27 protein-coding genes are annotated in these 23,393 nt (G+C 63.7%); 15 read left to right on the forward strand and 12 right to left on the reverse strand.

All coding sequences use genetic code 11. The features are described from left to right. Positions 1–4 precede the first annotated feature (4 nt). Positions 5–346, reverse strand: a complete 342-nt coding sequence (locus tag ISS97_RS15850) for a 4a-hydroxytetrahydrobiopterin dehydratase (RefSeq protein WP_379983648.1) — start codon at positions 344–346, stop codon at positions 5–7. A 150-nt stretch (positions 347–496) separates the two neighbouring features. Between ISS97_RS15850 and ISS97_RS15855 the strand changes: the two genes are divergently transcribed. Beyond that, entirely contained in the window at positions 497–1,105 is a 609-nt protein-coding gene (locus ISS97_RS15855; protein ID WP_379983647.1) for an NfuA family Fe-S biogenesis protein, read from the forward strand. A 69-nt stretch (positions 1,106–1,174) separates the two neighbouring features. Here the strand turns inward: ISS97_RS15855 and ISS97_RS15860 are convergent, their stop codons facing one another. Both ISS97_RS15860 and ISS97_RS15865 read right to left on the reverse strand, forming a co-directional pair. Next, entirely contained in the window at positions 1,175–1,531 is a 357-nt protein-coding gene (locus ISS97_RS15860) for a c-type cytochrome (RefSeq protein ID WP_379983646.1), read from the reverse strand. A 23-nt stretch (positions 1,532–1,554) separates the two neighbouring features. Further along, positions 1,555–1,878, reverse strand: coding sequence for a c-type cytochrome (locus ISS97_RS15865; protein ID WP_090452614.1), 324 nt, complete (start codon positions 1,876–1,878; stop codon positions 1,555–1,557). Between the two features lie 123 nt (positions 1,879–2,001). On the opposite strand from ISS97_RS15865, the gene ISS97_RS15870 reads away from it, so the two are divergent. Further along, positions 2,002–3,153 (forward strand): glycoside hydrolase family 18 protein, encoded by a 1,152-nt coding sequence (locus ISS97_RS15870; protein ID WP_379983645.1) that lies wholly within the window; start codon positions 2,002–2,004, stop codon positions 3,151–3,153. A gap of 26 nt (positions 3,154–3,179) precedes the next feature. On the opposite strand, the gene ISS97_RS15875 is transcribed toward ISS97_RS15870, so the two are convergent. The 6 genes from ISS97_RS15875 to ISS97_RS15900 all read right to left on the reverse strand — a co-directional run bounded on the left by ISS97_RS15875 (position 3,180) and on the right by ISS97_RS15900 (position 8,590). Further along, complete coding sequence (locus ISS97_RS15875; RefSeq protein ID WP_379983644.1) at positions 3,180–4,412, reverse strand: TraB/GumN family protein; 1,233 nt, start codon at positions 4,410–4,412, stop codon at positions 3,180–3,182. Between the two features lie 92 nt (positions 4,413–4,504). Continuing rightward, a complete protein-coding gene (locus ISS97_RS15880; protein WP_379983643.1) occupies positions 4,505–5,395 on the reverse strand; it encodes a carbon-nitrogen hydrolase in 891 nt (296 codons plus the stop codon). A gap of 326 nt (positions 5,396–5,721) precedes the next feature. Beyond that, entirely contained in the window at positions 5,722–6,252 is a 531-nt protein-coding gene (locus tag ISS97_RS15885; RefSeq protein WP_379983641.1) for a YbhB/YbcL family Raf kinase inhibitor-like protein, read from the reverse strand. An 88-nt stretch (positions 6,253–6,340) separates the two neighbouring features. Continuing rightward, positions 6,341–7,099 (reverse strand): helix-turn-helix transcriptional regulator, encoded by a 759-nt coding sequence (locus ISS97_RS15890; protein WP_379983640.1) that lies wholly within the window; start codon positions 7,097–7,099, stop codon positions 6,341–6,343. A 21-nt stretch (positions 7,100–7,120) separates the two neighbouring features. Further along, a complete protein-coding gene (locus ISS97_RS15895; protein WP_379983639.1) occupies positions 7,121–8,158 on the reverse strand; it encodes an agmatine deiminase family protein in 1,038 nt (345 codons plus the stop codon). Positions 8,159–8,248: 90 nt separating this feature from the next. Next, entirely contained in the window at positions 8,249–8,590 is a 342-nt protein-coding gene (locus ISS97_RS15900) for a hypothetical protein (protein WP_379983637.1), read from the reverse strand. A 532-nt stretch (positions 8,591–9,122) separates the two neighbouring features. Between ISS97_RS15900 and ISS97_RS15905 the strand changes: the two genes are divergently transcribed. Genes ISS97_RS15905 through recJ form a run of 3 tightly spaced genes read left to right on the forward strand, consistent with a single transcriptional unit; the run spans position 9,123 to position 13,677 of the window. After that, complete coding sequence (locus tag ISS97_RS15905; RefSeq protein WP_379983636.1) at positions 9,123–11,042, forward strand: ABC-F family ATP-binding cassette domain-containing protein; 1,920 nt, start codon at positions 9,123–9,125, stop codon at positions 11,040–11,042. A gap of 2 nt (positions 11,043–11,044) precedes the next feature. Next, positions 11,045–11,965: a phosphoglycerate mutase gene (locus ISS97_RS15910; RefSeq protein ID WP_379983635.1), complete on the forward strand. Its 921-nt coding sequence runs from the start codon at positions 11,045–11,047 to the stop codon at positions 11,963–11,965. After that, positions 11,962–13,677 carry a single-stranded-DNA-specific exonuclease RecJ gene (recJ, locus tag ISS97_RS15915; RefSeq protein ID WP_379983633.1) on the forward strand — a complete coding sequence of 572 codons (1,716 nt, stop codon included), beginning with the start codon at positions 11,962–11,964 and terminating at the stop codon, positions 13,675–13,677. The genes ISS97_RS15910 and recJ overlap by 4 nt, the downstream gene beginning before the upstream one ends. A gap of 7 nt (positions 13,678–13,684) precedes the next feature. On the opposite strand, the gene ISS97_RS15920 is transcribed toward recJ, so the two are convergent. The 3 genes from ISS97_RS15920 to ISS97_RS15930 form a co-directional block, all read right to left on the reverse strand. Beyond that, positions 13,685–14,683, reverse strand: coding sequence for a transporter (locus ISS97_RS15920; RefSeq protein ID WP_379983631.1), 999 nt, complete (start codon positions 14,681–14,683; stop codon positions 13,685–13,687). Then, positions 14,680–14,949, reverse strand: a complete 270-nt coding sequence (locus ISS97_RS15925; RefSeq protein WP_379983630.1) for a hypothetical protein — start codon at positions 14,947–14,949, stop codon at positions 14,680–14,682. The genes ISS97_RS15920 and ISS97_RS15925 overlap by 4 nt, the downstream gene beginning before the upstream one ends. Before the next feature lie 89 nt (positions 14,950–15,038). Next, positions 15,039–15,539, reverse strand: coding sequence for a methylated-DNA--[protein]-cysteine S-methyltransferase (locus ISS97_RS15930; protein WP_379983629.1), 501 nt, complete (start codon positions 15,537–15,539; stop codon positions 15,039–15,041). Positions 15,540–15,712: 173 nt separating this feature from the next. Here ISS97_RS15930 and ISS97_RS15935 point away from each other — a divergent pair, with 173 nt between their 5' ends. The 10 genes from ISS97_RS15935 (at position 15,713) to ISS97_RS15980 (ending at position 23,310) form a co-directional block, all read left to right on the forward strand. Further along, the gene (locus ISS97_RS15935; RefSeq protein WP_379983628.1) at positions 15,713–16,126 is read left to right on the forward strand and encodes a hypothetical protein; all 414 of its coding nucleotides are present in this window, start codon (positions 15,713–15,715) and stop codon (positions 16,124–16,126) included. Positions 16,127–16,223: 97 nt separating this feature from the next. Beyond that, entirely contained in the window at positions 16,224–16,589 is a 366-nt protein-coding gene (locus ISS97_RS15940; protein ID WP_379983627.1) for a SpoIIAA family protein, read from the forward strand. A 64-nt stretch (positions 16,590–16,653) separates the two neighbouring features. Then, positions 16,654–16,785, forward strand: a complete 132-nt coding sequence (locus tag ISS97_RS15945; RefSeq protein ID WP_379983626.1) for a hypothetical protein — start codon at positions 16,654–16,656, stop codon at positions 16,783–16,785. Positions 16,786–16,879: 94 nt separating this feature from the next. Continuing rightward, complete coding sequence (gene asnB / locus ISS97_RS15950; RefSeq protein ID WP_379983625.1) at positions 16,880–18,562, forward strand: asparagine synthase B; 1,683 nt, start codon at positions 16,880–16,882, stop codon at positions 18,560–18,562. A 161-nt stretch (positions 18,563–18,723) separates the two neighbouring features. Continuing rightward, a protein-coding gene (gene prfB, locus ISS97_RS15955; RefSeq protein WP_379983624.1) for a peptide chain release factor 2 occupies positions 18,724–19,849 on the forward strand; the annotation gives its coding sequence in 2 pieces (ribosomal slippage) (positions 18,724–18,798 and positions 18,800–19,849; 1,125 coding nt in all). 40 nt (positions 19,850–19,889) lie between these two features. Next, positions 19,890–20,318, forward strand: a complete 429-nt coding sequence (locus ISS97_RS15960; RefSeq protein ID WP_379983623.1) for a hypothetical protein — start codon at positions 19,890–19,892, stop codon at positions 20,316–20,318. Positions 20,319–20,418: 100 nt separating this feature from the next. Beyond that, positions 20,419–21,939, forward strand: a complete 1,521-nt coding sequence (gene lysS / locus ISS97_RS15965; protein ID WP_379983622.1) for a lysine--tRNA ligase — start codon at positions 20,419–20,421, stop codon at positions 21,937–21,939. A gap of 3 nt (positions 21,940–21,942) precedes the next feature. After that, positions 21,943–22,569 carry a flagellar basal body-associated protein FliL gene (locus ISS97_RS15970; RefSeq protein ID WP_379983621.1) on the forward strand — a complete coding sequence of 209 codons (627 nt, stop codon included), beginning with the start codon at positions 21,943–21,945 and terminating at the stop codon, positions 22,567–22,569. Positions 22,570–22,744: 175 nt separating this feature from the next. Continuing rightward, the gene (locus ISS97_RS15975) at positions 22,745–23,044 is read left to right on the forward strand and encodes a YciI family protein (protein WP_379983620.1); all 300 of its coding nucleotides are present in this window, start codon (positions 22,745–22,747) and stop codon (positions 23,042–23,044) included. An 8-nt stretch (positions 23,045–23,052) separates the two neighbouring features. Beyond that, positions 23,053–23,310, forward strand: a complete 258-nt coding sequence (locus tag ISS97_RS15980; protein ID WP_379983745.1) for a BolA family protein — start codon at positions 23,053–23,055, stop codon at positions 23,308–23,310. The last annotated feature ends 83 nt before the right edge of the window (positions 23,311–23,393 follow it).

Consider the following 23,393-nt stretch of genomic DNA (forward strand, 5'->3'; position numbering starts at 1 on the left):
ACTATCAACGGGCCAGCAAGGCCTCGACCCGTGCCGCGCAGATGAAGTCGTTGAGCGAGAGGCCGCCGACGTCATGCGTGGACCACAGCAGTTGGCAATGACCGTAGCCCGCCTCGATGTCCGGGTGATGGTCTTCATGATTGGCCATAAAGCCCACCGCATTGATGAAGCCCAGCGTATGGTGGAAGTTGGCGAACTTGAAATCCTTCACGATAGCCTGACCGTCCGCGGTCAATGTCCAGCCAGGCAGCTGTGCCAGCAGTCCGTTGATCTGTGCGGCATCCAGCGCGTGCTCCTTGCCTTTGCGCGGGACGCAATGCTGGCTGGCGAGATCGGCATGGCTCATGGGTGTCTCCGGAAGCGATTCAAAGGCGCGAAGCGTCGAAGCTACGCAGAAAAAAGTCAAAGCCATGCACACGATGCAAAACAGGACTAAAATGGTGCTGTTTCTGGCGGGCGCACTTCAAGCGCGCTGCCGGTGTTATCCGGAGCAGGCATGATCGACATTTCCGAACGCGCGCAGCAGCACTTTCTGCGTCTTCTTTCGCAACAAGGCATCGATGGGCTGAGCATCCGCCTGCACGTGACCTCGCCCGGCACGCCGGCGGCGAACTGCGAGCTCGAGTTCTGTGAGCCGCACGAATTGACCGGGCGCGAATGGACCATCGAGTGCGAGGGTTTTCTGTTCCATATCGATGGTGACAGCGCTTCCTGGCTCGACGGCGCTAGTATCGACTACGAACCCAATCTCACCGGCGGCCAGCTCAATATCCGCGCGCCGCGCATCAAGGGCGCGCTGCCTGGCATGGAAGCAGGCCTGGTGGAGCGCGTGCGCTACGTGCTCGAAGCTGAGGTGAATCCGCGCATCGCCGCGCACGGCGGCCGCATCAGCCTGCTCGAAGTCAGCGCGGATGGAGTGGTGGTGCTGCAGTTCGGTGGCGGTTGCCACGGTTGCGGCATGGTGGATGTCACGCTCAAGCAGGGTGTCGAGAAGACCTTGCGTGAGCGCGTGCCTGAAATCACCGAAGTGCGCGATGCCACTGATCACGCCGGTGGCAGCAATCCCTACTATCGCAAGAAGGAAGGGCAGTCGGCGCTCAGCTAGTTCAGGACGACGCTCAAAAAAAGGCCCGCCTAGGCGGGCCTTCTTCATTTCGTTATCCAGGCGAGGGAATTACTTATCGCCCTGGATATGGCCCTGCAGACCGTCAAGCTTGGTCGGCAGGCTGGAGAAGTAGGCGGCCACGTCCTGGATGTCCTGCTCGGACAGCGTAGCGACGAAGCCCTTCATGATGGCGTTGTTGCGGTGGCCGTCCTTGTACTCATGCAGCACCTGCTGCAGATACACGTTGTACTGACCAGCGAGGCGCGGGTACTGCGGATCGACCGCGTTGCCGTCGGTGCCGTGGCAGGCGAAGCAGGTAGCTGCCTTCTGCTTGCCGGCATCGATGTTGCCGGCCGCCGCGAACAGCTGGGTGGAAGCGAACGCCAGGACGGCGCCGAATGAAAGCAGGGTGAGCGCACGTTTCATGCGAATCCTTGATCCTAGGCTACTTACTTGGCGAGGCTGGAAAGGTAGGCGGCGATGTCTTCGATGTCCTTGTCGGACAGACTCTGCGCCTGGGCCACCATGGTCGGATGGGTGCGGTCGCCGCTCTTGTAGCCGTGCAGCGCATTGATGATGTACTGCTGGTTCTGGCCCGCGATCTTCGGCACCGGATAGCGCGGGTAAGCGTTCTGGTAACCCGGTACGCCGTGGCAGCCGTTGCAGGTGTAGATCAGTTTGCGGCCAGCGGTCTTGTCGCCCTCGGCATGCACGCTGCCGGTAGCAAAGAGTGCGGCGGCGACGGTCAGGCCAAGCAATTGCAGTCGAGTCATCGAGATCATTCCCACGATTCCGGCGGGTACATGGCGGTAAGTCGCGGAAGTATAGTGGTTGGGTTCAGGCAGGAACAACACTGCCTGGGACGTTCTGCCAACCATCTGTCGAAGGAGCTGGGGATGCACGGGATCATATCGAGGGGCCGCGCGGCGGCTGTCGGGGTACTGGCGATGCTGCTGTCGCTGCCGCTCGCGGGTGTGCTGGCTGCCGCTGATGCGCCGGCACCATACCGTATTGTTGGCTATGTGGCGGATGCCTCGCCGCTGCCACCGATCGATGCAAACAAGCTTGACGTGATTAATTACGCCTTCGGCACGCTCGACGACCAGGGCGACATTGTGCTGAAGAGTCCGGTCGCTACCGCTTCGCTGGCCACGCTCACCGGACTGCGCAAGGTCAACCCTTCACTCAAGGTGGTGCTGTCAGTCGGTGGCTGGAGCGCTGGCCACTTTTCCGAGGCGGCACTGACCGACGCGTCGCGCCAACGCTTCGCTGACGATGCGGCCAAGCTGATCGAGCAGCACGATCTCGACGGGCTGGATGTCGATTGGGAGTATCCGACGCTGCCAGGTGGCGACATCAGTCATCGTCCCGAGGACAAGCGCAACTTCAGCCTGCTGCTGGAAACCGCGCGCGCTCGTCTGGACAAGCTGGGCAAGGCACATGGCGGTCGCCACTATCTGTTGACCATCGCCGCGGCGGACAGTGAGTTCGTTGCCGGCATCGAGCTGGAACGCGCAGGTCGCTCGCTCGATTGGTTCAACCTGATGACCTACGACTTCCACAACAGCCTGACTTCGACCACCGGACATCATGCGGCCTTGTATCTGGCAGCCGTCGCACCGGCCAACGACCGCTCCGGCGACAAAGCGGTGCGCCAGTTCCTTGCCGCTGGTGTGCCAGCGAAGAAGCTGGTGGTGGGAGTGGCGTTTTATGGGCGTGCTTTCACCGGCGTCGATTCGGCCCATGATGGCTTGCAGCAGAAGTACGCCAAGTTCGTGGGCGCGCCATCGTGGCGCGAGTTGCTGGCGAGCTATATCGATAAGAACGGATATGTGCGCCACTGGGATGCGCAGGCCCGGGCACCCTTCCTGTGGAACGCCAAGACACGCACCTTCGTGAGCTACGAAGACCCGCAGTCGATCCAGGCCAAGATGGATTACGTCAAAGCCAAGGGGCTCGGCGGCGCGATGTACTGGGAGCAGAGCCTGGACCAGAACGATCAGCTATTGGATGTGATCGACCGCGCCTTGCATCCAAAGAAGCCTTAGAGCATGCCCCTTCAGAGCACGCCCTTTTAGAGCAGGCTCTTGAAGATATGGATGCCGGCGGTGTACTCGCCCACGATGGTGCCGAGGCAGACCAGGAAGAAATTGAGCAGGGTGCGCGCGATGCGGTTCTTCCACCAGCCACTCCAATGGCTGATGTCATCGCGCAGCGTGTCGAAATCGGCAACGCGCGGTTTGCGGACCCAGGCTTCGGCCATCGCGCTGATCGCCCCGGATGGAATGCCGGGGCGGAAGGGCTTGATGGGGCCGGCGATGGCGGCGGCAAGAATGCTTAGCGGGTGACCGCCAGCGATCACTGCGCCCAGCACGGAGAAGCCCGCGGTGAACAACACCCAGTCGCGCAGCGCCTGCGCGCCCAGCGACGTGTTGCGGTGGAACGCAAAGCCAATGGCGATGAACACCGCCAGCACCAAGCCCACGGCGACCCATTTCGGCCAGCGCGACTTCGGTGGAAGCTGCGCCAGCTCGGTCGCCGTTGCAGCCGGATCTTCCTGCTGGGAGCGCAACAGTTCGCACAGGCCCTTCAGGTGACCGGCGCCAATCACTACAAGCACGCGGCGGGGGGCGGCGAAGTTCGCCAGTGCGGCTTCCTCACGCAGGCGCGCGGCCATATAGGCATCGCGCTCGCCGATCAGGCTGCGGTAGAGCGGTTGCGATTCGCTGGCGAACTCACTGAAGGCGCTTTCCAGCATGTCGCCTTGCTTGAGCTTCTCAATTTCCTTTTCTTCGATCTCTTCGCGCTCGAACACGCTGGCGAGCAAGCCACCCATCAAGCCGAAGCGCTGCCAGAAACCCACGCTGCGCCAGGCGCGCTTGAGCGTAGTGCCAACATCGCGGTCCACCAGCCATACCGGCAGTCCGCGTTGCTCGGCACCGTCCATCGCTGCCTTCATCTCAGCGCCGGGCTGGATGCCGTATTGATCGGCCAGACGCTTCTGGAACGAGGACAGCACAAGGCTCGCCGCCACCATGCCGGCCTTGCCCTGGCGAATGACCTGGAACAGGTCCATCTTCTTCAGTGCATCCGGATCGCGCATGCCTTGCGCGCGGCTCGGGCACAGCTCCACCGCTACCGCATCGAACGACTCACGCGCAAGCAGTTCTTCCACGGCCTCCACGCTGGCGCGGGACACGTGCGCCGTGCCTAGCACCACATATTCCACACCGTCACGCACTACGCGCTCGATGGGCTGGCCTTCGAGGGCGGCGGGCAGGGTATCGGCGGTAGCTTCCAGGCTCATGCGTATCGTCAATCTTGGTAGGAATCCCCTGCATGGGGATCGCCGCCGCCAGGCACAAGCCGCGCGGCGGACCGGGGTTCAGGCGCGTGCCTTCAGTCGCGGAAACGCTTGAGCAGGTCGCTATAGGCGTCGATGCGACGGTCACGCAGGAACGGCCAGATGCGTCGCACGTGTTCGCTGCGCGCCATATCGATCTCAGTCACCAGCAGTTCGCGCTTGTCGGTACTTGCCTGAGCCAGAAACTCACCCTGCGGCCCGGCCACAAAACTGGTGCCCCAGAACTGAATGCCGGCGCCGACGCCGGAAGCATCCGGCTCATAGCCCGTGCGATTGCACGACAGCAGCGGCAGGCCATTGGCTACCGCATGTCCGCGCTGCACTGTCACCCAGGCTTCGCGTTGGCGGTCTTTCTCCGGCTGCACGTCATTCGGATCCCAACCAATCGCGGTGGGATACAACAGCAGATCGGCGCCGGCCAGCGCCATCAGGCGCGCGGCTTCCGGATACCACTGGTCCCAGCACACCAGCACGCCGAGGCGTCCCACCGAGGTGTCGATGGGATCGAAGCCGAGGTCGCCCGGGGTGAAGTAGAACTTCTCGTAGAACGCCGGATCGTCCGGGATGTGCATTTTGCGGTACTTGCCGGCGACCTTCGCCGAACGATCGAACACCACGGCGGTGTTGTGATACAGGCCGGTCGCGCGCTTCTCGAACAGCGAGGCCACCACCACCAGCTTGAGTTCTTCGGCCAGCTTGCCAAGACGCTCAGTGCTGTGGCCCGGAATGGTTTCGGCAAGGTCGAATTCCGACACCGACTCGTGCTGGCAGAAATACGGGCCGTTATGCAGCTCCTGCAGCAGCACCAGTTCCACACCGGCGGCCGCGGCTTCGCGCAGGCCGGCTTCGATGGCGTCGAGATTGGCGTCGCGGCTGCCGCGGTGGGTTTCCTGCAGCAGCGCGACCTTGAGGGTCTTGCGGGTCATGCCGTGGTGTCCTGTCCGCCCGAATGGCGAAAAGACATAGTGTAGCGGACCCCGGCTAAGAGCCTGCTCCCTATCCTTTCGTAGCCCGCGTTGAGTGTCGGCGGGCGTCAGGTGGTGGAGCGTGGCGCAGCGCCTGGCTGCCAGGCCAAGCCGCGCGCCGCCGCATGGCGCCCGCCGACACTCAACCCGTGGGGCCGGGTCTGTTTGCGTGCCAGCCGGCGTCATCGCTTGGTCGTGTACGGACGTACACTCCCTCACTCTTCCTTGGCTGGCACGCAAACAGCTCCCGGCGCGGGCTACGAAAGGATAGGGAGCAGGCTCTTAGGTTATCGGCCGAAACGCAGCGTGGTTTCAGCCTTGCCGATCACGTGCTGGCGAATCATGAAGCCCGCCTTGGCGGCGGAAGCGTCCGCGGGCAGGCCCAGGCTGGGCACGTCCAGTGCATAAACGGTGAACACATAGTGATGCGGCTGATCGCCCGGCGGCGGGCACGGCCCACCCCAGCGGGCGTCACCATAATCGTTGCGCAGACTGCGGGCGCCAGGGGGCAGGGCGCTGCCTTGCGGCAGGCCCTTGGCCGTTGCCGGCAGATCGATGACCACCCAGTGCCACCAGCCGCTGCCGGTCGGTGCGTCGGGATCAAAGACGGTCAGCGCCAGGCTTTTTGCATTCGACGGCACACTTTGCCACTGGATGGCCGGCGCCAGATTCTGGCCAGTGCAGCCGAAGCCGTTATAAGTGTGGCGCTGCGCGATCATGCCCTGCGCATCCTTGGCATCCACGCTGATGCTGAAATCGCCCGCATGGGCGGCGAATGAGCAAGTGATCAGCAGTGCGGCCGCTACGGTTTTGAACATGGAAGGCTCTCCTCGAGAAGTGCGCGCATGATGCGCTGTCTCACCGCGACGATATGCCAGCATCCGCGCAAGCCATCGCCCGAAACGCTCAGGTGTCGCCCTGGTCGCGCAATTCGGAAGGCAGGCAGCCAAAGCGCTCGCGGAAACGTTCGGAGAAACGCGAGGCCGAGAGATAGCCGCAAGCCATCGCCACCCATTTCAGAGGCTGCGTACCGCCTTGCACAAGGGCGAGCGCATGGCCAAGCCGGACCTCTTCCAGTACATCGCGAAAGCTGGATTGCTCGGCGGCAAGTTTGCGGCGCAATGTCGCCGGGCTCATCGCCAGCCGGGCCGCCAGTGCGCCGGCACGCCAATCTTCGGATGGCGCGCTGGCAAGCAGCATGCGCACGCGTTCTGTCGTTGGCCGGCCGTCCTGCGTGCTGGGCACGAAGCCAGCCAGGGCGAGGGCTTCCAATAATTCAGCCACGCGGTGATGCAGCAGCGATTCGGGCAGGCGATCGCGCAAGCCTTGCTCGGTATGCGCAAAAGCCTGATCGAGTTCACGGGTCGGCGCCAACCGTGCCCAGCGGCGCGAGGGCAGGGTGGCTGGGCGCTTGTGCAGCAGTTCGGTGGCGATACTCAGGCAACTGGCGGCGTAGCCGCCTTCCAGCGCGGGTATGTTCTCGACATTGAGCAATTGGCCGGGTGCGACCACCAGGTAGTGACCCGCATCGATGTCGGTGGAGTGTCCGCCGTCATCGATGCGCTTCTGCCCACTCACGATACGCACCACGCTCAATTCGGCGAACGGGGCCGCTGCGATGCGCTGACGGCGCCGCGTATAAATATCGAGGCGGGCAATGCCCATGCGCGGAAGCCCGCCTTTGCTTCAGTGCGCGATGCCGGCCGGCAACTGCATGGTGATGCAATGCAGGCTGCCGTTCTGCCAGATCAGCGGGCGGCAAGGCACCTGCACCACGACACGGCCTGGATGCGCTTCACCGATGATGCGCGCGGCCTCATCGTCGGCCTTGTCGCCATAAGCCGGCACCAGTACGGCACCGTTGACGATCAGGTAGTTCGCATACGAAGCGGCCAGGCGACGGCCTTCGTCGACGATGGGCTGGGCCCACGGCAATGGATAGAGCTGGTAAGGGCGGCCATCCGGAGTGCGCAGAGCGGCCAGTTCGGCGGCCATCTTCTGCAGCTCGTCATGATGCGGATCGCTGGCATCGTCGCAGGCCTGGAACACGATGCGGTCGCCGGGCGCGAAACGAGCCAAGGTGTCGATGTGCGCGTCGGTGTCGTCGCCTTCCAGGTAGCCGTAGTCCAGCCACAGGATGCGTTTGGCGTGCAGGCTGTCGCTCAGGATGTCGCTCATCGCTTCGCGCGACTGCTCGGGGTGGCGCTGGGTGAGGCAACGCCAGGTGGTGAGCACAGTGCCTTCGCCATCGCTTTCGATGCCGCCGCCTTCCAGTGCCCAGTCGATGCGCTTGTGCGCGGCCTGGCCGAACACGCCGGCCTGCACCAGGCCGGCGATCAGCGCGTCATCCTGCTCGGCGCCGAACTTGCCACCCCAGCCGGTAAAGCGGAAATCGGTGAGCTGGAAGGCGCCGTGGCCGTCCTTCAATGTGATCGGGCCCGAATCGCGCAGCCAGGTGTCGTCATACGGCAGCTCGACAAAGCGGATACGCGAGAGATCCACACCGGCCGCGCGCAGCTGCTGCTCCGCGTGAGCGCGCAGGGCCGCATCCGCGACCACGATGATCAGCGATTGAAAACGGGTGACGGCGCCGGCCAAAGCCACATACGTGGTTTCGACTTGCGCCAGGCGCTCGGCCCAGTCGGTGTCGGCATGCGGCCAGGCGATCAGTACCGCCGACTGCGGTTCCCATTCCGCCGGCAGGCGCAGGATGGAGTTGGTCATGGAGAACTCGCGCTTCAGAACGAATGAAGCGCGAATTGTAGGGGAGCGGCGTCCGAGGGACGAGTTATCCCGCCCCCCGGCTCAGCCGGATCAGTTCACCGAGGCCGGATTCTTGTTGTTGCCGGCCGGCGTGTTGAGCACCGAATGGATCACATGGCTGTGCTCGAAGTACACGATGAAGTTCGAGTAGTCCCAGCGGTTGATCACCGGATGCTTCTGGCTGTCGCCGCCACGGGGCGAGAGCTTGCGCTGCGGGGCGCCGTACTTCTTTTCCACCTGCTCCATGCTCATGCCGCGCTGGGGCAGGTCCATGCCCTTTTCCTGTTGCACGCGGTTGATCAGCAGGTTGTCGGCCCGGGCCGGCTGCGGCGCGGAAACACCGGCAGCGGCGAGCAGCGCGATCATCGGCAGGCTGATGCTGAACTTGTACATGGTCCCCTCTCCACGCTGGCGGGGCACAGCTCAGGCTGCGCGTCCGCACGTTAACCCGGTGTGCCGGTAATGTGTGTCCCCAAGATCCGCGCCAGCGTACCCCGAACAACGGCGCTGCGCGGCAGCAATGCGGCGTCGTTGTAGCAGAACCGGACGGGCTATTCCACGCGCAACCGCTGCGACTGCGATGGGGTAAGCATTTGCTGCGGTTGAGCGCCTGTTCAACGTCTCCGCGTAGCCCGCGTTGCTTGTCCGTGGGTGCCAGGTGGTAGGGCGTGGCGCAGCGCCTGGCTGGCTGCCAGGCCAAGCCGCGCACTGCCGCATGGTGCCCACGGACAAGCAACCCTCCGGGCCGGGTCGGTTTGCCCGCATGGCGGCGTCATCACTCGGTTGTGTACGGACGTACACGCCCTCGTTCTTCCTTGCCCTGCGCGCAAACCGATCCCGGCGCGAGCCACGCGGAGACGTTGAACAGGCTCTAAGATGTCCGGCTGCGGGCGGCTGGACGCCCGGTTACGGATACGCTTCGCCCATGATCGCTTTCCGCCATTTCGCCCTGCGCCGCGGCAGCCGGCTGCTGCTGTCCGACATTGACCTGGTCATCCAGAGTGGCTGGCGGCTGGGCGTGATCGGGCGCAACGGCTGCGGCAAATCCAGCCTGTTCGCGGCGCTGCAGGGGCAGCTGGAAGCCGATGCCGGCGACCTCGATCTGCCCTCCAAGCTGCGACTGGCCTCGGTAGCGCAGGAGACTCCGGCACTGCCGGACCCCGCCATCGACTATGTGATGGGCGGCGACGTGGAACTGGCCACCGCCTTGCGTGACGAGCTGGATGCCCAGGCGCGCGGCGACACCGAGGCCATGGCCAAGGCCCACCATCGGATCGAAGAGCTGCACGGCTATGACGCCCGCGCCCGCGCCGGTCGTCTGCTGCACGGCCTGGGCTTCGCGCCCGAGACGCATGAGCGCGCCGTCAAGGAGTTCTCCGGCGGCTGGCGTGTACGCCTCAACCTGGCGCGTGCGCTGATGGCTCCTTCCGAGTTGCTGCTGCTCGACGAGCCTACCAACCATCTCGACCTCGACGCTGTGCTGTGGCTGGAAGAATGGCTGCGCCGCTACCAGGGCACTTTGCTGATCATTTCGCACGACCGCGAATTCCTGGACGGCGTGATCACCCACACCCTGCACCTCAACGATGGCGGTGCCAAGCTCTATACCGGCAACTACAGCGCGTTCGAACGGCTGCGCGCCGAGCACCTGCGCCAGCAACAGATCGCGCACGAGCGTGAGCAGGCCGAGCGCGCGCATTTGCAGTCCTTCATCGATCGCTTCAAGGCCAAGGCCAGCAAGGCCAAGCAGGCGCAGTCACGCGTGAAGCGGCTGGAGAAAATGGCCGGCACCGAAGCGGTGCGAGCCGAGCGCCCGTTCCATTTCCAGTTCGCGGTGCCGGATCGCCTGCCTGATTCGATGCTGCAGCTCGAAGAAGTGACCGCCGGCTACCCCGGTGAGCAGGGCGAAGCACCCAGCGTGATCCTGCAGGATGTGCGTTTCCGGCTGGAAGCCGGCGAACGCATCGGCCTGCTCGGCCCCAACGGCGCCGGTAAGTCGACCCTGGTGAAGACCCTGGTGGGTGAGTTGCCCGTGCTTGGTGGCGAACGCAAGGCACACAAGGATCTGAAGATCGGCTACTTCGCCCAGCACACGGTGGAAAGCCTGCGCGAAGGCGCCAGTCCGTTCGATCATTTGCAGGACAAGGCGCCGGGCGTCGGCGCGCAGGCGATGCGGGATTTTCTCGGTACCTGGAATTTTGCCGGCGATCGCGCCTTCGAATCGGTCGATGGTTTTTCCGGTGGCGAGCGCGCACGTCTCGCGCTCGCGCTGATCGCCTGGGACAAACCGAACCTGTTGCTGCTCGATGAGCCGACCAACCATCTGGACCTGGACATGCGCGAAGCACTGGCCGATGCGCTGGCCGATTTCGACGGCGCACTGGTGCTGGTCTCGCACGATCGCCATCTGCTCGGCATGGTCTGCGACAGCTTCTGGCGTGTGGCCGATGGCGTCGTCGAAGGTTTCGATGGCGACTTGGATGACTATGCGCGCTGGTTGCGCAGTCGCGGCTCAGCCAACAAGAGGGCGGACAAAAAGGCTAAGGCCGCTGCCGGCAGCAAGCCGGCAATGCCGGTAGAGACGCCTGAAGAACGTCGCCGCAACGCCGCCGCGGACCGGGAGGGCGAGAAAGTCGCCCGTCAGCGCGTCAAGAAGATCGAGACCCGCGTCGCCACCATCGAAAGCGAGCTTACGGCGCTGGAGAGCAAGCTGGCCGATCCCGCAACCTACAACGGTTCTACCGCCGAGCTGATGAAGTTGGGGCAGCGCCAGACCGAGCTGCGCCGTGAGAAGGAAACGCTTGAAGGCGAATGGCTGGAGCTCTACGAGCGGCTGGAAGCCTGAGCATGAGCGAAGCTGTTACGAAGCCGCTGGAGCTGTGGTTGCCGGATCTGCCGCGCTTCGATCCGTCGCATCCCATCCGCGCACTGCTGGCGCGCGGCGATCGCATGGAGGATGGCGCCAAGGGTTATCTCGTCGGACTGGCCGGATACTTCACATGCCCGAATGGCTTCTCCGCGGCGGCGCTCACTCGCGAGATGTTGGCCGGCGATGCGGCTGACGCGGCCTGGCTTTGCGCCGACCCGGCCTGGATCCAGCCCGACCTCAATGGCGCGCGCCTGCTGGCCTGCGGGCAGATGCAGCTCAGCATGGATGAAGCCCAGGCGCTGGGGCGTCCGCTGAAGCCGGTCTTCGGCGATGCCGGGATGATCCTTGAGATCAGCTCGCCGGATCGCTGGCACGTGCGTTTGCCGCTCCATAGTCCGGTGCCGGATTTCGCCGCGCCGGAACAGGCGCTGGGCGAAGACCTCTACCAGCATTTGCCGCAAGGCGCGGACGGTCGTCGCTGGCGCGCGCTGCTCACCGAGGTGCAGGTGCTGCTGCATCAGCATCCCTTGAACGCCGAGCGGCGCGAACATGGACTGGCACCCATCAACAGCCTGTGGCTGTGGGGCGGTGGCCGCTTGCCGAATCGCGTGAACAGCGAGCTGGCGGCGGTGGTGGCCGATGATCTGCTGCTAGGTGCGCTGGCCAAGCGAGCCAACGTTACGGTGTTGCCACGCACGCCGGCTTCGCTTCAACGGCTGCGGGCAGGTTGGCTGCTGGATCTGCAGGATCTCCCGGTGGACGATCTCACCCGCGATTGGTGGCCGCGCTTGCAGCCGCTCGCGGCACAGCAACCGCTGATGTTCGCTTTCGCCAGCGGCGAACGCTGGCTGTATCGCCCCTGGCATCGCTTCCGTTTCTGGCGCGGTGGCGTTCGATGAGCCAGCTGACGTTGTGCCGCCGTGCCCTGCAGGGTACGCCCAACGGCTGGAGCGACGCGGTGCATCCCGTGTTGCAAAACATCTACGCCGCGCGCGGCGTACTGACGCCGGCGCAGGCAGATCATCGGCTCGTGCAATTGCTCTCACCACGGCAGTTGGGTGGCATGGACCGTGCGGTGGATTTGCTGATCGAAGCGATCCGCGACGACTGGGCGATTCTCATCGCTGGCGATTACGACTGCGATGGCGCTACGGGTACGGCTGTCGCCGTGCGTGGCCTGCGCCTGCTTGGTGCGCGACAGGTCGGCTACGCCGTGCCCAATCGGTTTGTACACGGCTATGGCCTGAGTCCCGCACTGGTCGACTCGCTGCAGCCGAAACCGCAGTTGATTATCACCGTCGACAACGGTGTCGCCAGCGTGGCGGGTGTGGCGGCCGCACAGGCGCTAGGTATCCGCGTGATCGTCACCGACCATCATTTGCCGGGCGAGCAATTACCCGCGGCGGATGCGATGGTGAATCCGAATCTGGCTGGCGATGGCTTTCTCAGTAAGGCCTTGGCCGGCGTGGGCGTGATGTTCTATCTGCTGCTCGCCTTGCGCGCCCGCATGCGTGAGCAGGGCACGTTTGAATCAAAGACCGAACCGGATCTGTCCGTGTTGCTGGACCTGGTGGCGCTAGGCACCGTGGCAGATTTGGTGCCGCTGGATTTCAACAACCGTGTGCTGGTGGAGGCGGGCCTCAAGCGCATCCGTAGTGGACGCGCCTGTCCTGGCATCACCGCGCTGATCGAATCGGGCAAGCGCAGCCTCGCCACTCTGTGCGCGAGCGATCTCGGTTACGCCGTCGGTCCGCGCCTGAATGCGGCTGGTCGCCTGGAAGACATGCGCCTGGGCGTGGAATGCCTGTTGACCGACGATGCGGCTAAGGCGCGCCGTTACGCTGATCAGCTCAGTGCGATCAATCAGGAGCGCCGCGAGCTGCAGGCGGCGATGGTGGCGGAAGCGGAAGTGATGGTCGGGCGCGTAGGCGGCAGCGATGCAGTTGGCGTTGCCTTGTTCGAGCCGTCTTGGCACGCGGGCGTGGTCGGCCTGGTGGCGTCCAAACTGAAGGAGCGTTTGCATCGTCCGGTGATTGCCTTCGCTCCGGCCAGTGAAGACAACACGGAAGAATTGCGTGGCTCGGCGCGCTCCATCGCCGGCTTTCATATTCGCGATGCGCTCGCGGCCATCGATGCCCGTCAGCCCGGCTTGATCGAACGCTTCGGCGGCCACGCGATGGCCGCCGGTCTGAGTCTGAAGACTGACGACTATCCACGCTTCGCCGAAGCCTTCGACGCCATCGCCCGCGAATGGCTGGATGACGAACGCTTGCAGGCTGTGCTCTACACCGACGGCGAACTTCCGGCCGGCGGTGCCACGCTCGAACTGGCACGCCAGCTGCGCTATGCCGGTCCGTGGGGGCAGGCTTTTCCCGAGCCGCTGTTCGACAACGAGTTCGAATGCGCCAGTTGGCGTGTGATGGGCGAAAACCATCTGCGCCTCAGTCTGTGCGATCCGCGCGATGGCAACTTGCTCGATGCGGTGATGTTCAACGCCTATACCGGCCATCCGCCGCCGTCGCGGCTGCGTGCTGCCTATGAGCTGACCATCAACGACTGGCAGGGGCGTGAAACACCACGCTTGCTGCTGCGGCACATCGAAGCGATCTGAACGTCGCTCAATGCGCGTAGTTCAAGGCGATCGCTGGAGTAACGGTGGTGGAACTGTGATGTCCGGTAAAGACGCGTACGCCGACCAGTACACCTAGCTGGCTGCTCCAGTTGTATTCGATGGCGGGAGCGAAGCCGAACGTTTCGCTGGGATGGGACGCGAAGTTGAGGTTCTCCTGCACGCCGCTGGAAGCATCCGCGCGATAGCCGCGCACGCGGGTTTCATCCGAACGTCGATAGGACAGGTCAAATGCCAGTACCCAGCGCCGGGTCAGACTGTATTCCCATGCGGCGTTGATGAAGAAGGCGTTTCCGGGCGAAGCGGTCCCGCGAAAGCCATCCGGCGTGCCATAGGCACTTACATCCTCGATGCGCGCGCGGCGGGAGAAAGAGCGGCCGATGTTGAAGCGCATGCGAAGAATGCGGCCATTGGGCATCCACAGATAAGTCTGCGTATTGAGCTGCAGGGTCGTGGTGTATGCGCCAGCACCTTGCCCGTCCGCCAGCCGCTGTCCGAGCCGGTCGTAACGACCGGTGGGAAGCGTTTCCTGGATCATCAGGGCGGTGGCAGGCAGGGCACTGCCTTCATGGAAGGATGTGAAGCTGTACTGCGCGAGCACGCTGACGTCACCAGTACGAACCCCCGAGCTATCAGGACCATGGTTGGGGCGGTTGTAGCCGAATGTGGGAATGACACCGGCTGTCAGGCGATCGGTGACGCCGTACTCCATGTAGGTCAGCGAACCGAAACTGTCGCCTTGCGAGGAACGCACGTCGTAGAGATAGGGCTCGATGAGGTAGTGGCCTTGCGGAAGCGCGGCGGCGTTGTTGGCCATCATCGGGCCGGTCCACCACGCTTCGTCGAGGGACTGACGGGTTGGGCTGGATGATGCGAGATCCGTCGGCGAGTCGGCGATGGGTGATGTGGCGGATGCGATTCCGGACAGAGACAGAAGACTCCACACGAGCACCGTCCGAAGATGGTCCCTGGCACGCATCGTGGTCATGCCTTGTCCTGCTGCGCGAGACGTCGCAAAACCGTCAGGTATGGCTGCCACCAACGGGGGATGGCCGCCGTGGCGTGCTTATTGGTTTCAGCATCCGGCGTGCCCAAGCGCCCATTGTTGGTGGTGAGCAGGATCTTGGTGTGATCGCCGGTGCTCTCGGAGCGAGCGCGCGGTATCGCGAAAAGCAAAGCTACGGGGCCATCGCCCATGCCGCGATAGACGGGATAGGCAAGCGATGCGCGGCTGTTGGATGTGTTGTGGCTCATACGGAATCCTGGGTTTTGCGTCGCGATTCGCGCGACGCTTCGGCCAGGACAGGAGACCACGGTGGCAGGAAGCCACGCTGTCAGAATATTTAGCGATCCAGCGGTCGGTCGCGTGCGACGCGCGCCTCGTGCGTCAGCAACCAGCGCTTGCGCTCGATGCCGCCGCCATAGCCGGTAAGACTGCCATTCGCGCCGACGACCCGATGGCAGGGCACGATGATCGAAATCGGATTGTGTCCGTTGGCAAGGCCGACTGCGCGCGATGCCTTGGGCTTTCCCAGTCGCGCAGCGAGCGCGCCATAGCTTTCCGTCTGGCCGAACGGAATGGCATTCAATGCTTGCCATACGGCGTTCTGGAATGCAGTGCCACGTGGAGCGAGCAGCAGCTCAAAACGGTGCAGTTCGCCGGCGAAGTAAGCGTCCAGTTGCATCTTTGCCGGTCCAAACAGTCTGTCGTCGCGCCGCCATTCGATCCCGATCCGCGGGCCGTATTTGTGGTCGGGCATATAGAGCCCGCCAAGCGCGTCGCCATGGCTTACCAGCAACAGTTCTCCGATGGGGCTTTCGTGCGTGGCGAAATAGATGGTCATTGGAGCGAGATGCTGGGGGATGAGGGATTAACGCTGCTTCGTTACCTGGAGTAAAGCGTGTCCAGTGCGATGCGGGGCAGATGGCTAAAGATTCCGACAGCGGCATACATGGCCGGATGGTTTTCTATGTACACGTCCTTCTGTGGGATGCCATCTCTCGAGGCCAATCGGTTATGCGTACGACGACATTCATTCTTGTTTTGATCTTCTCGATGCTTTCGGCCACGGCACAGGCGATGGACGCCGACCGCTCTGTGCGGGCTGCCGAGCAGCTGATCCAGTCTCACTATATGCATCGCGACCGCCTGGCCACGATCCACCGTGTGCTGAGGATCGATCGGCACCTGGGCGCCTATCGGGCCACCGCTTCGGACGCTGAGCTGGTTGCAAGGGTCAATGCCGATCTGCGCGTCGCGTCGAACGATGTCGACCTGCGTCTGATGCTGAAAGACACGGGAGCATTGGCGGGCAGTGCAGAGCGGGGTGGCGTGATCTGCGGCAACCAATCCGCGGGAGTGCCGCGGATCGCCTACTTCGACATCGGCGAGCGTCTCCAGTTGGCGGTGCCGACCTGCTCGCCGTCGTGAGCCATGCGTGTGTTGTCCCGTTCTTCACGCGCCCTAGCTCTCCCTGCAACAAGCGTCGCGCTTGGATGGTGCCATCTCATCTATCAGGAGAAGGCCCATGATCGTTCAGATGACCGGCTTGCCGCCGGGTGTGCTCGGCTTCACCGCCCACAATCAGGTGACAGCGACGGACTATGAGCGGGTGATCGTCCCGGATATCGAGGCGGCGTTCGCCATCGACCCCAAGCTGCGGGTGATCTTCCATATCGATAAAGACTTCACCGGCTTCGATGCGGGTGCGATGTGGGATGACGTCAAACTGGGTTTCCGTCATTTCAGCGGCTGGGAGCGTGTCGCCCTGGTGACTGATGTGGGCTGGCTGCGCGCGCTGTCGAAGGCGCTGGGTTTTCTTACGCCGGCCAAGTTCCGCCTGTTCCAGGACGCGGAGCTGCAGGAGGCCAGGAACTGGGTCAGCGAAAAATGATCCAGGCCGGGATGGCAAAAAATTCCTGTTGCGCATTGCAGCAGAGTATGCGTAAAGTCGAGCCATGACTTTCCGTATCGCCAGCCCGAGCCTGTTCCATGCCGCCTTTGCGGCAGGTGCTGCCGTGGCCGCGAGCGGCCTGAATAACAACAACGCCAATAACAATCCCCGCATCGATGGGTGGGCCGGCGTGTAGACACGAAACAAGTCTCTGAATCACGCAAAAGGGCCCGCCAACAGCGGGCCCTTTTGTTTTTGCGCGTTATCAACCCTTCGAGGAGTGCAAGACCATGTGTTCCATCTTCGGCATGTTCGACCTGCAGCCCGGCGACGACCTGGCCGGACTACGCCGCCAGGCGCTGGAGTTGTCGCAGCGCCAGCGTCATCGCGGCCCTGACTGGAGCGGTGTGTTCGTCGACGCGGGGGTGATCCTGGTACATGAGCGTCTGGCCATCGTGGACCCTGCCAGCGGTTCGCAGCCGCTGCGTTCGCGTGACGAGACGCTGGCGCTGGCGGTCAACGGCGAGATCTACAACCACCGCGAACTGCGTGCGGCCAGCGATTACGACTTCACCACCGGTTCGGACTGCGAGGTGATCAACGCACTGTATCGCCAGTACGGCGCGGAAGGTTTTATCGAACAGGGCGTGTCGCGGCTCAACGGTATTTTTGCTTTCGCCCTGTGGGATAGCGAAACGCAACGCTATCTGATCGCGCGCGACCCCCTCGGCGTGTGCCCGCTGTATTGGGGGCACGATGCGGAAGGGCGTTTGTGCGTGGCATCGGAGATGAAGGCGCTGTCGGGTGTCTGCGCCGACGTGGATACCTTCCCGCCGGGGCACATCTTCGACAGCGCCACCGGCGAGCTGCGCCGCTACTACCACAAGCCCTGGCGCGACTATGCGGTAACGCGCGGGAACGACCTTGCGCCGGCCGCTCTGCGTGAAGCCTTTGAGCAGGCCGTGCACCGGCAGTTGATGACGGACGTGCCTTACGGTGTGCTGCTTTCCGGTGGCCTGGATTCCTCCCTGGTGGCCGCGTGCGCCGCGCGCTTCGCCCGCGAACGTATCGAGGACGACGATCGCAGCGAGGCATGGTGGCCGCGTTTGCATTCTTTCGCGATCGGCCTGGAGGGCTCGCCCGATCTTGCCGCTGCGCAGATCGCCGCCGACGCGCTGGGCACTGTGCACCACGGTTTCGTCTACACCTTCTGGGAAGGGCTGGACGCCTTGCCGGAGGTGATCCGTCATATCGAAACCTATGACGTCACCACTATCCGCGCCTCCACCCCAATGTTCCTGCTGGCCCGCCGCATCAAGGCGATGGGCGTGAAGATGGTGCTGTCGGGCGAGGGGTCGGACGAGATTTTCGGCGGCTATCTCTACTTCCACAAAGCGCCGTCGCCGGAGGCCTTCCACGAGGAAACCGTGCGCAAGCTCGATGCCTTGCACAGCTTTGACTGTCTGCGCGCTAACAAGGCGATGATGGCCTGGGGTGTCGAGGCACGCGTGCCGTTTCTGGATCTGGAATTTCTGGATGTGGCGATGGGCCTGGATGCCAAGCACAAGATGGCCGGGCAGGGCCGTATCGAAAAGGCGGTGCTGCGCGAGGCGTTCCAGGGCGCTCTGCCGGATTCGATCCTGTGGCGGCAGAAAGAGCAGTTCAGCGATGGCGTGGGTTATGGCTGGATCGACGGCCTGAAGGCTCATGCCGAGCAGGCGGTCAGCGACCGCGAGTTCGCCGCGGCGGCCACACGTTTTCCGCACAACCCGCCGGCGACCAAGGAGGCTTATCTCTACCGGCGCATCTTCGAGCAGCATTTCCCGGGCGCGGCCTGCGCGGCGACGGTACCGGGCGGCAAGTCGATTGCCTGCTCCTCGCCGGCGGCACTGGCCTGGGATCCCGCGTTCGCCGCGGCGGCCGATCCCTCGGGCCGCGCGGTACGCGGCGTGCATCAGCAAGCGCTGGCGTGAGCCGATGAGCGGTCAGGCAGCGGGGATCAGCCGCGAGGCATCCCCCTGCCGACCGCCGTGGCGATGAAGGTCATGGCAGCGGCGCAGGGCCGGCCTTTGGCGCACCAGCGCGCGGGGCTCGTCTGCTATCCTTGCGGGTCTTTGCCCACCATTACATTCCCATGATCGAAACCAATCCGATCCTCGCGCAGATCGCGGACCTCAAGGGCCGCGTCGAGTCGCTTAGGGGGTATCTTTGACTACGCCACCAAGCGTGAGCGTCTGGAAGAAGTAAGCCGCGAACTGGAAAGCCCCACCGTGTGGGACGACCCGCCGCGCGCGCAGGAACTGGGCCGCGAACGCGCCCGCCTCGACACCATCGTCAGTGGTATCGACTCGCTGACCGCCGGCCTTGCCGACTCCGGCGACCTGCTGGAAATGGCCGCTGCCGACAACGACGAAGAGACGGTCCAGTCCATCGTGGCCGACCTCGGCAAGCTCGACGCCCAGGTGAGCAAGCTGGAATTCCAGCGCATGTTCTCCGGCAAGATGGACGCCAATAACGCCTTCGTGGATATCCAGGCCGGTGCCGGCGGCACCGAGGCGCAGGACTGGGCTGAAATCCTGCTGCGCATGTATTTGCGCTGGTGCGAGTCGCGCGGCTGGAAGACCGAGCTGCTGGAAGTCAGCGGCGGCGACGTGGCAGGCATCAAGTCCGCCACCTTCCGCGTGGAGGGCGACTACGCCTACGGCTGGCTGAAGACCGAGATCGGCGTGCACCGCTTGGTGCGCAAGAGCCCGTTCGATTCCGACAACCGCCGCCATACCAGCTTCACCTCGGTGTTCGTGTCGCCAGAAGTGGATGACGACATCGACATCGACATCAATCCGGCCGACCTCAGGACTGACGTGTATCGTTCGTCCGGCGCTGGTGGTCAGCACGTCAACAAGACCGAGTCGGCCGTGCGTATCACGCATATCCCGACCAACACGGTCGTGGCCTGCCAGACCGAACGCAGTCAGCACGCCAACCGCGACCGTGCCATGAAGATGCTGGCCGCCAAGCTGTACGAGCTGGAGATGCAAAAGCGCAATGCGGAGAAAGATGCGCTGGAAGCCTCCAAGTCCGATATTGGCTGGGGCAGTCAGATCCGCAATTACGTGTTGGACCAGAGCCGCATCAAGGATCTGCGCACCGGTATCGAGCGCTCGGACACGCAAAAGGTGCTGGACGGCGACCTGGACGAATTCGTCGAGGCCAGCCTGAAATCCGGCCTGGATGCGGGTGCCAAGCGCATCGACGCGTAACCTGTCCGTCATCGTTCCTCACCAACGACGAGGTGCCTGTATGAACAGCAGCAAGATTGTCCCGATTCTGATCGTCTGCGCGGCGTTCACAGCTTTCAGTGGCACGGCGGGCGCGCAGCAGGAAAACTCTTCCGGCCAGGGCATCAAGCAGGATGCGAAATCTGCCGGCAAGGCAGTCGGCGACGCCGGCCGCGACGTCGGGCATGCGACCCGTGATGTGGCCGTCAAGGTTGGGCACGGCGCGCGCGATGCAGGTGTTGAGGTTGGGCACGGTGCGCGCGACGCTGGCGTCAAGGTGGGACACGGTGCGCGTGATGTAGGCGTCAAGGTGGGGCACGGTGCACGCGACGCAGGTGTCAAGGTTGGGCATGGTGCACGCGATGTAGGCAAGGATATCGGCCACGGTGCGCGCGAAGGCTGGGATGCCACCAAGCACGCGGCCAAGAAGGTGTTCGGCAAAGAAGATTGACGAGATGCCGCTGCGGGGAAAAAAGCTCTCCCGCCCGGCCATCAGATGACCAATGAAGATGCGCACGCCATCAGTGCGCGCTTGCAGCTACGGAAAACCCATGAGTGAACTGACCGATACCCAGCCCGTCGACGAGAACAAGCTGATCGCCGAGCGCCGCGAGAAACTGAAAGCGCTGCGCGGGCAGGGCATCGCCTTTCCGAACGACTTCAAGGTCGACAGCTTCGTCGGTGATCTGCAGGGCGAGTACGCCGACAAGGATGTGCATACCGCCGAAGCCATCGATGCGCTGGCGCGTCGCGTGAAGGTCGCCGGCCGTATCGTGCTCAAGCGCGTGCAGGGCAAGGTCAGCTTCGTGCAGATGCAGGACATGACCGGCCGCATCCAGCTGTTCATCCATCAGGGCACGGCGGGCGAGTCGACGTACGAGGCATTCAAGGGCTGGGACGTGGGTGACATCGTCGGCGCCGAAGGCGTGCTGATGCGCACCAAGACCGGCGAGCTGTCGGTGAAGGTGGACGCGCTGCGCCTGTTGACCAAGAGCCTGCGCCCGTTGCCGGACAAGTTCCACGGCCTGGCCGATGTGGAGCAACGTTATCGCCAGCGCTATGTCGACCTGATCGTCACCGAGGAAGCGCGCCGCACCTTTGCGCAGCGTTCGCGCATCATCGGCTTCATCCGCAAGTGGCTGGAGGAAGAGCCGCGCCGCTTCATGGAAGTGGAAACGCCGATGATGCACGTGATCCCCGGCGGTGCCACGGCCAAGCCGTTTGTCACGCATCACAACGCGCTGGATATGGATCTGTTTCTGCGTGTGGCGCCGGAGCTGTATCTCAAGCGCCTGGTGGTCGGCGGCTTCGACCGCGTGTACGAGATCAACCGCAATTTCCGTAACGAGGGCGTGTCCACCCGGCACAACCCCGAGTTCACCATGCTCGAGCTGTACCAGGCTTACGCCACCTACACCGAGATCATGGACCTCACCGAAGCGGTGATCCGTGACACTGCGAAGAGCGTGATCGGTACCACCCAGCTGACCTGGGACGGCGCCGAGATCGATCTTGGACCCGCATTCCGCCGCTGGTCGATGGAAGACGCCGTACTGGAGCACAACCCCGAAATCCGCCGCGAGGAGCTGCGCGATCGCGCGGCGATGGCCGCTCATGCCAAGCGTCTCGGCTGCCACGTCAAGGACGGCTACGGCTGGGGCAAGCTGTTGCTGGAGATTTTCGAGAAGACGGTCGAGCACACACTGGTGCAGCCGACCTTCATTACCCAGCATCCAGTCGAAGTCTCGCCGCTGGCGCGCGAGACCGATGCCGATCCGGGCATCACCGATCGCTTCGAGCTGTTCGTCAACGGCAAGGAACTGGCCAATGGCTTCTCCGAGTTGAACGACCCGGAAGACCAGGAAGCCCGTTTCCGCGCTCAGGTCGCAGCGAAGGATGCCGGCGACGACGAAGCCATGCATTTCGACGCCGACTACATCCGCGCGCTGGAAGTGGGCTTGCCGCCCACCGGTGGTCTGGGTATCGGTATCGACCGCCTGGTGATGCTGCTTACCGGTGCGTCGTCGATCCGCGACGTGTTGCTGTTCCCCTATATGCGCCCCGAGGCTTAAGCCATGCGTCGACTCCTGGTCATTGCGTTATTCGCGTTGGTCGGGATGTCGCCGGTGCTTCTGCTGGCCAAGCATCATGATGGGCATCAGTCGGCCAACGGCCTGGCTGACGCCACCGTGATGATCATCCGTCATGCCGAGAAGCCTGAAGAAGGTCCGGGCCTTACACCGGAAGGCGAGGCTCGCGCCCGGGCTTATGTCGACTACTTCGAGCATCTGACGCTGGGCGGTCAGTCCGCTACGCCTGATACGCTGGTGGCAACGGCCGACTCCAAGCACAGCATGCGGCCGCGCCTCACCATCAAGCCGCTGAGCCAGGCGCTCAGCTTGCCGGTCGACAATCGCTACAGCGACGATCAGGTGAAACCGCTGGTCGAATCCCTGCGTTCGGACGCCCACGGACGCCGCATCCTGATCTGTTGGCACCACGGGGAAATTCCCGCGTTGATCGATGCGCTGGGTGGCGACTCAAAAACCTTGCTGCCCCATGGGAAATGGCCCGCCGAGGTCTTTGGCTGGATGGTGGTGATGCACTTCGACCACCACGGACGCCTGCAGGCGGGATCGACCGAGCTGGTGCAGGAGCATTTGATGCCTGACGACGCTTCCGTTCCGGCGGCGGCCCGGTAGGAGCGCACCCTGTGCGCGAAAACCCGACGGGATGAGGTTTGGCCAGCTTGATCGCGCACAGGGTGCGCTCCTACGGCGCAATGACGCGGTGGCGTGTTGTGGCATCAAGCCATTCCCGTACATGCCTCGGTGTACTCAGCTAAAATCGCGGTTTTCCCCGAGCGGAAACTGATTTATGTGGTACGCCATCATCGGCACCGACGTTCCCAACTCCCTTGAGGCGCGCAAGTCGGCGCGGCCCGCCCATCTGGATCGCCTCAACCAGCTGCAGGCCGAAGGCCGCATGCTGCTGGCTGGCCCGTTTCCGGCAATCGACGCGGAAGACCCGGGTCCGGTCGGTTTCACCGGCAGCCTGATCGTGGCGGAGTTTGCTTCGCTGGCCGACGCGGAAACCTGGGCCAAGGCCGATCCCTATATGGCTGCGGGCGTGTATAGCAGCGTGGCCGTCAAGCCCTTCCGCAAGGTGCTGCCGTAACCATGGCGATCCCGATGGCCGAGCAGATCCGCGAGCGCCTGCAGTCGGCGCTCACGCCGGTCGAGCTGGAAGTGCTGGATGAGGGTTACAAGCACGCCGGTCATGCCAATGAGGGCAAGGGCCATTTCCACGTGCGTATCGTCAGTGCCGCCTTCGCCGGCCAATTGCCTATCAAGCGGCACCGCATGGTCTATGCGGCGCTGGAAGGGTTGATGGACAACGGGATCCACGCCCTGTCTATCGACGCCGTAGCGCCCGATCCATAAATGCATTCAATAACATTGACATAGAATGTACTCTTAAGATTACACCTACTGTCAAAATGCATTGCGACCCCGCCTCGCGTTTG

It is taken from the genome of Dyella koreensis (genome assembly GCF_044904565.1).
GTDB lineage: Bacteria > Pseudomonadota > Gammaproteobacteria > Xanthomonadales > Rhodanobacteraceae > Dyella_D > Dyella_D koreensis.